Source organism: Streptomyces sp. NPDC056160 (assembly GCF_042268205.1).
GTDB lineage: Bacteria > Actinomycetota > Actinomycetes > Streptomycetales > Streptomycetaceae > Streptomyces.
In genome coordinates, this window is sequence record NZ_JBHJUW010000207.1 from 1 (window position 1) to 11,248 (window position 11,248).

Annotated in this window: 7 protein-coding genes; all 7 read right to left on the reverse strand. The window is 73.2% G+C overall.

Features of this window, described 5'->3' with window-relative positions; all coding sequences use genetic code 11:
* On the reverse strand, positions 1-794 hold a 794-nt coding region (locus tag ACFC02_RS39365), incomplete at its 3' end, for a TauD/TfdA family dioxygenase (protein ID WP_376367300.1).
* Positions 791-2,527 (reverse strand): non-ribosomal peptide synthetase, encoded by a 1,737-nt coding sequence (locus ACFC02_RS39370; protein WP_376367302.1) that lies wholly within the window; start codon positions 2,525-2,527, stop codon positions 791-793. The genes ACFC02_RS39370 and ACFC02_RS39365, both read right to left, overlap by 4 nt.
* Complete coding sequence (locus ACFC02_RS39375) at positions 2,524-3,339, reverse strand: hypothetical protein (protein ID WP_376367304.1); 816 nt, start codon at positions 3,337-3,339, stop codon at positions 2,524-2,526. Before ACFC02_RS39375 ends, ACFC02_RS39370 begins: the two co-directional genes overlap by 4 nt.
* 7 nt (positions 3,340-3,346) lie before the next feature.
* Positions 3,347-4,630 carry an MFS transporter gene (locus ACFC02_RS39380; RefSeq protein WP_376367306.1) on the reverse strand — a complete coding sequence of 428 codons (1,284 nt, stop codon included), beginning with the start codon at positions 4,628-4,630 and terminating at the stop codon, positions 3,347-3,349.
* Positions 4,627-5,373 carry a thioesterase II family protein gene (locus tag ACFC02_RS39385; protein WP_376367308.1) on the reverse strand — a complete coding sequence of 249 codons (747 nt, stop codon included), beginning with the start codon at positions 5,371-5,373 and terminating at the stop codon, positions 4,627-4,629. Before ACFC02_RS39385 ends, ACFC02_RS39380 begins: the two co-directional genes overlap by 4 nt.
* A gap of 12 nt (positions 5,374-5,385) precedes the next feature.
* Entirely contained in the window at positions 5,386-6,399 is a 1,014-nt protein-coding gene (gene gntD / locus ACFC02_RS39390; RefSeq protein ID WP_376367310.1) for a guanitoxin biosynthesis L-enduracididine beta-hydroxylase GntD, read from the reverse strand.
* Positions 6,392-11,083, reverse strand: a complete 4,692-nt coding sequence (locus ACFC02_RS39395; protein ID WP_376367312.1) for an amino acid adenylation domain-containing protein — start codon at positions 11,081-11,083, stop codon at positions 6,392-6,394. The genes gntD and ACFC02_RS39395 overlap by 8 nt, the downstream gene beginning before the upstream one ends.
* Positions 11,084-11,248 lie beyond the last annotated feature (165 nt).

Here is an 11,248-nt window from a genome sequence, read left to right on the forward strand (position 1 = left end):
AGGGCGTTGCGGGGCAGGCCGTCCTCGCCGTATGTCTCCAGGAGCACTTCGCGCAGGTCCGGTTCCAGGCTGGACAGGTGGAACAGGTGCGCCTGGTTGAACCACACCTCGGCCCCGGTACCCGGGTCGACGGCGGTGGCCGGGCGGTGGTGACGGGTGTGCAGGATGTCGCCGTCCCAGGAGAACTCCTGGCCGTGCGTGCGGCAGTGGCGTTCGACGTCGGCGCGGTCCTCGGTCTGGAACGCCTCCTGCCAGCTCAGTCCCATGTCAGCGCGGAACGTACGGGTGTAGACGACCCCCTTGGCGAACCGCTCCCTGACCCCGGCCGGGATCAGGTCGAGGACGACGCGGCTGTCGGCGATGGGCGTGGCGCCGCCGGAGCCCGGCGCGGTGTGGCAGAAGAAATACACCGTGGACGGCCAACTGGCCGCGTATGAGCTCTCGTTGTGCATCGGGATGGGCTGGTCGGCAGGGTACTCGGTCGAGGTGTAGATGTTCCCCTTGACCGCCCTGCGCGGGGTGGACCGCTCGGTGTAGCGCAGCAGGTCGCCGCCGACGGACCCGACCACGTCGTGGAAGCCGTCGATGCCGTCGCCGTCGGCCCGGAGGCCGTGCAGCAGGATCAGCCCGTCGGTGGCGAGACGCTCGCGCAGTTGCGGGCCGTGGGAGCGCACCCAGTCGGGGCCCGCGTCGCCGAGCGGCCCCAGGTCGTATTCGGCGCCGGTGGTGAGTCCCTCACCGCGGGGCCGGGGGGAGACCCCGCCGAGGGGAGTGAGCGTTACTGGCCAGGTCACTTGGGCGCTCCTTCGGCGATGAGCGGGGCGGCGTCCGGCTGGGCCGCGAGGATGCGTCGCACGGTGCGTTCGCGCAGGACGGTGGTGAGTTCGAGGCGGATCCCGGCCCTGCGGGCACCGGCGACCAGCTTCAGCGCGGTGATGCTGCTCCCGCCGACTGCCACGAAGTCGGCGTCGGCATCGATCTCCGGGACACCCAGGGCCTGCGCCAGCAGCTCGCACAGCACGGTCTCGGCCGGGCTGCGGGCGCCCGACGCGGCCTCGTGCGCAGGGGGCTCGGGCAGCGCCGCACGGTCGAGTTTCCCGCTGGGGGACAGCGGCAGTGCGGGTACCGTGACGAACGCCGACGGCACCATGTACGGCGGCAGCTTCTCGGCCGCGTGCCGCGCCAGCGCGGCGGCGTCGGGCGCGGCGCCGGGGCCCGGAACCACGTAGGCGACGAGCCGACGGGCGTCCGCCCGGCCGACCGCGGCGACCGCGCAGTCCCTCACGCCCGCGTGGCCGCGGAGCACGGCCTCGATCTCACCGGGCTCGATCCGGTACCCGGAGACCTTCAGCTGCTCGTCCGCGCGCCCGAGGTACTCGAGGTCGCCGTCGGGGCGTTCGCGCACCAGATCGCCGGTCCGGTACATCCGGGAGCCGTCGGCGGCGAACGGATCCGGCACGAAGCGCTCGTCGGTCAGTTCCGCGCGTCCGAGGTAACCGCGCGCCAACTGCTGTCCGGCGATGTGCAGTTCACCCACGGTGCCCGGGGCGACGCGTTCTCCCAGCGCGTCGAGCACGTACAGGCGTGTGCCCGTCAACGCCCGCCCGATGGGGACGGCACCGGGACCTACGGCGTCGCCGGGGCGCAGGACGTGTGCGCAGCAGCCGACGGTCGCCTCGGTGGGCCCGTACTCGTTGACGACCGTGACGTCGGGGTGCGCGGCACGCCAGTGCCCGAGCGCGGAGCCGGTCAGCGCCTCGCCGCCGATCACGAGCTGCCCGGTGGGCTGGCAGGAGTCCGGGAGCAGGCTCAGCAGGGGCAGGTGCGACGGGGTGATCTTGAGGAAGGTGGGGCGTGCCGCGCCGGCGGGCGGCGGCTGTTCGCCGGATGCGATCGCCTTGAGGTCCAGGACGTGGATCGCGCCGCCGCTCACGAGCGGGCCCCACAGGCTGGTCACCGTCATGTCGAACGACACCGAGGAGTGCAGCACCGTCCGTCCGGCCAACCCGTCGTAACGCGCGCGGGCCTGCGCCAGATAGGTGCCGAGCGCGCCCTGCTCGACCAGCACGCCTTTGGGCCGGCCGCTGGAGCCGGAGGTGTAGATCACGTAGGCCGGATCACCGGCCCTCACGGGAGCCGCGTCGAACGGGCGGGCGGGCACCGACGCCTCGTCCAGGGTGAGGGTGCGTCCGTCGTCCGAGGGGCGCTCGGCCAGCAGCAGCGCGGCGGCGCAGTCGTCGAGGATGTGCCGCTGCCGGTCTTGCGGGTCGTCGTCGGCAAGCGGTACGTAGCCCGCCCCCGTCAGCGTGACCGCGAGGAGCGCGGCGACCAGTTCGGGGCCGCGCGCCAGGCGCACCGCCACCAGCGTGCCGGGGCCCGCGCCGCGTGCGGCCAGCGTCCGGGCGATGCGCCCGGCACGCCGTTCCAGTTCGCGGTAAGTCCATACTCTGCCGCCGTGGACGACGGCTTCGGCGTCGGGGGTCCGGGCGGCCTGGTCGAGGAAGGCGTCGCGTAGGGCCAGGGTCATCGGCTCGCCTCGTGTTCGTGAAGGAGCGCGGCCAGCGCGTCGGCGACCTGCGGGGAGTTCAGCAGGTCGGCGCGGGCGACGTCGAAGCCGTGCTCGGTGTCGGTGAAGCCGGCGCCCCGGTGCTCACGGGAGGTGAGCGAGGTGGCGGTGCGCCACTGCGGGGCGGGCGGCACGTCGAGCGCCGCCGTCAGATAGGCCAGGTAGGAGTCGAGGATGGCGGCCAGTTCGGCGCCGAGGGAGGCGTCCACCCCGAGCCGTTCGCAGAGCAGGTCGCAGCCCTTCCGGTACAGGGCGGCGTACTGCTCGGCGACCGGGACCAGTGCGTCGGGAGCGTGGGCCTGCTGGATCGCGGTCATCTCGGCCAGCAGAGCGGCGCGCTCCTCGTCCGTGAGGACGTCCATGCCGGCGATGAGGCCGCGGAAGTCGCGGGTGAGCGTGGCGACGCCGGGTGCGCCCGGGTTGAACAGCACGACCTGTGGCCGGCGGCCGTCCCGTTCGCCGAGGACGTCGGCGAGGGCCGAGGCGAAAACGCCGCCGGCGCAGTAGCCGACGACGGCCCGCGCCGGCTGCCCCGCCAGGACCGTGTCGAGCCCTTCCGTCCACCAGCGCAGATAGCCGGCGCCGGTGGCGGCGGACCAGTCGCCGTTCGGGGTGGGCGCGAGCGCGTGCCAGACCTCGACCGGGTCGGGGAGCAGGTCGCACAGGTGGCTGAAGGTGGCCTCCTGGCGGCCTGTTCCGTAGAAGTCGACGGCGAGTACGACGGGTGCGTCCCCTGTGCGTATGCGCGACCAGTTCGCCGCGTTCTCGGACACGATCGGTTCACTCCTCGGCTTCGACGGGTGCGGTGCGGTCGACGGGTGCGGCGGCGGCCGGTTCGGTGTCGCCGGCTTCGAGGACCAGGGTCCGGCGACGCACCACGGTCGTGACGGCGGTCGCGGCGGCCACGGCGAACGCGGCGGTGACGGTGAGGGCAGGACCCTGGGAGTCGAGCAGCACACCGGCGGCGGCGCTGCCCGCGGCGAACCCTCCGTTATTGGCCGTGGACACCCAGGTGTTGGCCTCGGTCGGAGCGGTCCTCGACGCCGTCACCAGGTCGTTGACCAGCAGGTAGGCGGTGGTGAACAGCGGAGCGAGACACAGTCCTACGAGGAAGGCGAACGCCCCGGCCGGCAGCGGGTTCCCGGTAAGGCACAGGGGCAGCACCGTCAGCGTGAACCCGGTGACGAGCACCGCGAACCGTTGCACCGGTGTGGAGCGCCAGCCGATCCGCCCGTAGGCGAGGCCGCCGACCGCGCTGCCCGCGGACAGCAGGGCCAGCAGGACGCCGCCCGCGCCGGGCGAGCCCGCCCGGTCGGCGATGAACGGCAGCACGACCTGGAGCACGCCGACGACCAGGCCCACCCCGCCGAAGGACAGCACGATCGTGCGCATCCCGGGCAGGGCCATGGGCCGGCCGTGCGGCTGGTCCTCGTCGGGCCGGTCCGAGGCGGGGGCGGCGGCGGTCGCGGCGGACAGCACGAAGCAGACGGTTCCGGCCGCGATCAGCACCATGACCGTGATCATCGAAGCGAGGGGCGCGGCGACCGCGACAAGACCGCCCGCCAGCAGCGGCCCCAGGGTGAACACCACTTCCTCGGTGACCGAGTCGAGGGCGTAGGCGGTGTGCAGGAGGGGCTGGCGGCCGTGCAGGATCTTGGCCCACAGGACGCGCATGGTCGGCCCGAGCGGCGGAGCGAACACACCCGCCGAGGCGGCTGCGACGAGCAGCGCCGCGGTGGGTGCCCCGGCTTCGGCGAGCGTGATCAGCGCGGCGAGCCCCAGCAGATAGGGGACGGTCAGCCAGATCAGTCCGGTCCGTGAGCCCTTGCGGTCGATCAGGCGGGCGCGGGCGGGCGCGAACACGGTGAGGGTGGCCGACAGCGCGCCGGAGGTGAGTCCGGCGACGGCGAAGGACCCGGTCGCGTCGCGGACCGACAGCAGCAGCGACAGCGGCAGCACGGCGAAGGACATGCGGGCCAGGCAGCTGCCGAGGAGCGGCGAGCGGGCCTCGCGCACGGCCAGCACCGCGAGGTAGGTGGGCCCGGCGTCGGCTTGCGTGCTCATGCCGCCACCTCGGCGAGGTCCGCGGCGAGGCGGGCGAGGACGGCCGCGCGCTCGGTCTCCACGAAGTAGTGGCCGCCGGGCAGGACGACGACCTCGCAGTCCCGCGTGGTGCACGCGCGCCAGCCCAGGGTGGTCCGCCAGTCGGTCCCGTCGTCGTCGGCGGCGATGTAGACCTTCAGCGGCAGGTCGAGCGCGCAGGGCCGCGGGCGGTGGTAGCGGTCACCGGCCGCGATGTCGGCGACGAGGGTGGGCAGCACCGCTTCCCTGAGTTCCTCGTCCAGCAGGGCCTCGTCCCAAGGTCGTTCGTCCCGGAGCGTGGCGGCCAGCTCGTCCTGCGTCGCGGGGCCGGAGTCGTCCGGCAGGACGTTCGGGGGACGGCAGCCGGCGGCGACGAGCAGGCTCGGGGCCCGGTCCAGGGCCGCGAGCCGCGCCGCCAGTTCGTACCCCAGCAGGGCGCCCATGCTGTGGCCGAGGACGACCGTGGGCACGTCGCCGGCCGGCAGTGCCGCGCACAGCTGCTCGGCGGTCTCCTCCACGGTGGCCAGGGGCGGTTCGGCGAACCGGTCGCCGCGGCCCGGCAGATGGGCGGTGAGCAGCTCCACTCCGGAGGGCAGCGCGGCGGGCCAGTCCTTGAAGACGGCGGCGGTGCCGCCCGCGTAGGGCAGCGCGCACAGCCGCACCCGGGGCGGGCCGTCGCAGCCGCCGCTGTACCAGCGGTTGATGCGGGTGAGCGGGAAGTCCATGGCGGCCGTCCCTCACACCAGCAGCGAGGTGGCCGACTGCCGGGCGGACCGGGAACGGCGCAGATCGCGGGTGATGTTGACGCGCTTGAGCCAGCGATCGCGGCCGTCGTAGGCGGCGGCGAACGGCTTGCGGCCGTGCACGGCCTGGTAGTTGTCGACGAGCAGCAGCGAGCCTGCGTCCAGGGTGACGTGCTGCAGTCCGTCCTCGATGAGCGCGGCGATGGTGTCGTACGCCCGCCGGGCGGCCGCGTCCCCGGGCGCCGGGCTCATGTAGGCCGGGTCGATCCGCAGATAGGGTGCGTCGGGGGCACCGAACAGGACGGCGACGCGCTCCGGGGCGTCGTCCATCTCGGCGATCGCCGCGAACCGTTCGGAGGACTGTGCGGCCGCCGCGTTCTGCTCGGGCATGTGCGAGGTGTCGGGGCGGATCAGATAGCGCGGTTCGAGGAGCGTGGCCCGGTCTTCGGCGGTGAGCCGGGACAGGTCGGGCCAGCCCAGCGTGGTCGCGGCACCCTGGTGGTTGCGCAGGCACAGCAGGCCCACGTAGTCGCAGCGCAGGGGGTGGAAGGCGTCCTCGGTGTGCCACAGCAGTTCGGCCTTGCTGCTGGAGCCCATCTGCTCGGTCTCCTCACCGGGGACGGGCAGTACGTCGTGGACGAGCCTGCCGTTCTGCTGGGTGGCCCAGCCGAACGCTTCGCCGAGCAGGGCCGCGTGCAGCAGGAGCAGCAGTTCTTCGTTCCGGGTCCGCTCGGGCTCCGGGACGGGGCGGGTCGCGGGGGTCGGTCCGATCCGGTCGTCGTCGATGCCGAAGCCGGTGACCACCAGGGCGCGCGGGCTGTCGTAGAGCCGCATCGCGGTCAGTTCGGTGCGGATGCGCAGCGGCAGTCGCTGTGCTGCGAGGCGGGTGCGGTGCAGCAGCTCGACGGTGGAGTCGACCGGTACCCCGGACAGGGTGCGCAGCAGGTCCTCCACCTCCGCGTCCTCCTCCTCGGTGAGCGCGACGGTACGCAGCTGAGGGTCAGTCATCGTTCTCCTCGTCGAGGGCCGCCGCCAGCGCGGCGACGGTCTGTTGGCTCAGCAACTGCCGGACGGTGAGCCGGACGCCGGCCTGGCGGCACCGGGCGACGGCCCTGACGGCGAGGAGGGAGTCCCCGCCCAAGGTGAAGAAGTTGTCGTGCACACCGATTGCGGGGAGGCCGAGCACCTGCGCCCACGCGTCGGCCAGGGTCTGTTCGAGGCCGGTACGGGGCGCGGCGGCGGCGTTGCCGCTCTGCGCGGCGGTTCGGCCAGTGGCGACCAGCCCGCCGAGTGCGCCGCGGTCGAGCTTTCCGGTGCCGGTGCGGGGCAGCGCGTCCACCTCGATGATCCGCGCGGGCAGCAGGTGGGCGGGCAGTCGTTCGGCGAGCCAGGAACGCAGCCCCTCGGCGGTCGTGCCCTCTTCGGTCGTACGCCGATGCCGGGTCGGCGTGTTCGTCAGCCGGGCCGACGGCTCCGGCGCGGGGTGGGGAACGAGCAGCGGACGGCCGTCGTGGACGCCCTTCCTGACCAGCAGGACGTCCATGGCGCCTCGCGGATCGGCGCCGGCCCAGCTGACGCCCACCCGGTAAAGGGTGGAGTCCGCCAGCGCCCACAGGTGCTCGGGGTCGACGGCCGTCGCGTCTGCGGGCGTCTGGAGCAGCTCGTTGTCGCGGGTCAGGCGGGCGTTGGGGACACATCGCACGAGCAGGGCGTCCGGGCCCCCGCCGTCCAGGCGGGCGGACAGCGACGCGAGGTCGTGCACCTGGTCGCCCCAGGTGACCACCTCTGCCTCCGGGGCGGCCGGGCGGTCGCCCACGTGCAGCACCACGTCGTAGCGGTACAGGCTCATCTCGTTGCGGTGCCGTCCCCGGCGGGGCAGGACCTCGACGCCGGTGATGCGGGGCGAGCGGGCGGCGAGCGCGGTGAAGTACTCGGGCGAGATCAGCAACTCGCTGTCCCTGGCGGCGAGATCACTGGCGGCGCGGGCCAGGTCCTGGGCCGGGGTACCGGGGCCGGCGTGGGCGAGGGCCTGGCGAGCGTAGAACTGCGGGGCGAGGGCGAGGTTGCGTACGTCTCCGACGAAGACGCGCCCCTGGTCGGCCGTGGCGTCGACGGCCCGGTCCAGGACGGCGTCGAGATAGGCGCGGTCGGGAAAGTACTGGACGACCGAGTTGATCACGACGAGGTCGGTGGACGCGGCGCCGACACCGGTGAAGTCGGTGGCCTCGCGGTGGTGCAGCCGCGCCCGGTGCGCGGGGCGACGGCGCAGTCCGTCCCGGAGCCACTGCACGGCGGGGCGTGAGAAGTCGGTGCCGGTGTACTCGGTGACGTGCGGCAGCAGCCGCCACATGAGCAGCCCGGTGCCGCAGCCGATCTCCAGGACACGTCCGGCCGGCCGGTCCAGGAGGCGGGTGACAGTGGTGTCGACCCACTCCCGCATGTGCTCCACGGGGATCGGCTCACCGGTGAGGCTGTCGTTCCAGCCCTTGATGTTGAAGGTGAGTTCACCGTCGGTGGCGTCGGCGTGGGTCGTCTCGAAGACCGCGTTCCAGTCCTCGACGTGGGCACCTTGGCCGCCGTCGGCCAGACTGCCGTGCGGGGAGCCGGAGCCGAGCGCGACGAGGGCGACCAGCCGGGCGGTGCCGTCGTCGGCGGCCACGGTGACGGCGGCTTCCTTGACGGTGGGGTGGTGGGTGAGGACGGCTTCGATCTCGCCGGGTTCGATGCGGAAGCCGCGGAGTTTGATCTGGTCGTCGGTGCGTCCGAGGTATTCGAGGGTGCCGTCGGGGCGTCGGCGGGCGCGGTCGCCGGTGCGGTAGAGGCGGCTGCCGGGGGTGTCGCTGTAGGGGTCGGCGATGAAGCGCTGTGCGGTGAGTGCGGGGCGGTTGACGTAGCCGCGGGCGAGTCCGGGGCCGCCGAGGTAGATCTCCCCGGCGACGCCGACGGGTGCGGGTCGCAGTCGTTCGTCGAGGACGTGGAGGCGGACTCCGGGCAGGGGGGTGCCGATGACGGGGATGTCGACGGGGCGGGACAGGTCGTGGCAGGTGGCGTCGACCGTCGCTTCGGTGGGGCCGTAGAGGTTGAAGGCGCGAGTGCCGGAGCCCTGGTCGCGCAGTGTCCGCCACAGGGCCGCGGACACGGCCTCGCCGCCGACCAGGAGCGTTTCCGGCACCCGGGAGCCCTCCAGCAGCCTGGCCTGGATCAGCATGTCCAGGTGGGACGGGGTGACGTTGAGGACGTCGATCGCGGCCCGCCGCACCAGACCCACCAGCGCCTCGGGGTCGCGGCGCTCGTCCTCGGACGCGACGTGCAGGGTGTGTCCGGCGACCAGCCACAGGAACTGTTCCAGCGACGGGTCGAAGGTCATCGCGGTGGTGTGCGCGACATTGCGCCGGCGGCCGCCCTCCGCCATGCGCCGTACGTGGCCCAGCAGGTGGTGCAGAGAGCGATGCTGGACGGTGACGCCCTTGGGGGCGCCGGTGGATCCCGAGGTGTAGATGATGTAGGCGGCCTGGTCGGGGTGGAGGCGCGGTGCGGGCACCGGACCGTCGGCCACGGGCTGCCGCGGGTCGATGTGGACGCGGCCGGGGCCTGCGGGCAGGTCGCGGGTGATGACGACGGGGGCCCCGGTGTCGTCCAGGACGTAGGCGGTGCGGTCGGCGGGCCACTCCGGGTCCAGGGGCACGTAGACGCCACCCGCCCGCATCACGGCCAGCAGGGCCACGACGCTGTCGGCGGAGCGCGGCAGGCACACCGCGACCGGCGTCTCGGCGGTGATCCCGAGGCCGGCCAACGTCCGTGCCAGCGATGCCACCTGGGTGTCCAGCTCGGCGAACGTGAGTGTCGTGTTCCCGTACGCCAGAGCGGGCGCGTCCGGTGTCGCCCGCACCTGGGCGGCGAAGGCGTCCGGAACCGTCCCCGTATCCGTTTCAGGCGTGTGCTGCGGCCCTGCCCAGGCCGGCAGGCGCAGGTGTTCGGTGTCGTCGCTCAGCGGCAGGTCCCCGATGCGGAGGCCGGGGTCGTTCGCCGCCGCGTCGAGCAGTGTCAGGTAGTGGTCGGCCAGCACCTCCATACGGGGCCGGTCGAACAGATCGGGGCAGTACGTGAGCAGGCACCGCTTCCCGTCCCGGCCCGAGACGATGTCGAGGGACAGGTCGAACCGGCTGGTCACGCCGCTGAAGCCGAGCGAGGTGCAGTCCGTGCCGTGCAGGACGAGTTTCTCGTCGGGAGCGTCGAGGAGCTGGAAGGTGACCTGTACGAGAGGGGTGTGGCTGAGGTCGCGCTCGGGTGCGAGCGTCTCGACCAGCGCCTCGAAGGGCAGGTCCTGATGGGCGAAGGCGCCCAGCGCGGCCTCGCGGACCCGGTCGAGCAGCTCGCGGAACGACACCTGCGGCGGACAGCCGACCCGTACCGGAAGGGTGTTGACGAAGAAGCCGACCAGGGGTTCGGTCTCGGCGCGGGTGCGGTTCGCCGCCGGCACCCCCACGACCACGTCGTCCTGACCGCTGTACCGTGCGAGCAGCACCTGGAAGGCGCCGAGCAGTGTCATGAACAGAGTGACGCCCTGCTCCCGGCCGAGCCCTTCCAGCCGCGCGACGAGCGCTGCGGGCAGCGAGAACTCGACAGTCTCGCCCCGGTGGGACTGGACGACGGGACGCGGGTGGTCGGCGGGCAGCCGCAGCACCGACAGCGCGCCGTCCAACGCCCTTTTCCAGTAGGCGAGTTGCTTCTCCTGCACGGGGCCGGTCATCCAGGCCCGCTGCCACACGGCGAAGTCGGCGTACTGGATGTCCAGTCGGGCGAGCGCGGCGGGGGCGCCGGTGACGTGTTCCCGGTACAGCCGGCCGAGTTCATCCACCAGGACCTCGACCGACCAGCCGTCGGACACGATGTGGTGCATGGTGATCACCAGCACATGCTCGTCGTCCGCCAGCCGGGCCACCGCCACGCGCAGCAGCGCGCCGTCCTCCAGCCGGAACGGGGTGCGCGCCTGCGCCGCCACCAGGTCCCGCACACCCTCCTCGGTCCGCTCGGCCGGCTCGATCCGCATCACCTGTGCCGCACGCCGCGCGACCGGCGCATCACAGGCCGAGACGACCTGGTAGGGCACGCCGTCCCGTTCGACGAACGCCGTCCGCAGCGTCTCGTGCCGTTCGACGAGCATCCGCAGCGCCCGCTGCAGCGCGTCCAGGTCGAGGGGGCCGCGGACCCGGTAGGCGTCGCACATGTTGTAGAAGACGCCGTCGGGCATCAACTGGTCCAGATACCACAGGCGTTGCTGCGCGAACGACAGCGGCAGCGGCCCGCTCCGGTCCTCCACCGGCTCAAGGGCCGGAGCCCCGTCGCCGAGGCCCCTGGCCTGTTCGGCGCGGACGCGGGAAGCCAGCTGTCCGATGGTCGGGGCGTCGAACAGCTCCCGCAGCGGTACCTCGACGCCCAGCAGCTTGCGGATCCGGGCCGCCACCTGGACCACCAGCAACGAGTGGCCGCCCAACTCGAAGAAGTCGTCGTGCACACCGACCCGATCGACGCCGAGCACGGCGCACCAGACCTGCGCCACGACCTCCTCCACCACGTCACGCGGCGCCACGAACCCGACGTCCAGCTCCGGCCTGCCCACCTCGGGCACCGGCAGGCGCCTGCGGTCCAGCTTTCCGTTCGTCGTCAGCGGCAGCGCGTCCAGAACCACCACCGCCGACGGCACCATGTACGAGGGCAGCCGCCCCCGCGCGAACCGGCGGATGTCGGCGGGGCGGGCCCCGGCGGCCGGCCCCCGGGGGGGGGGGGGGGGGAGCCGCGCCGGGGCGGGGGGGGTGGGGGGTGGTTTAAAAAAAAGTAGCGGCCGGCGACAAATATA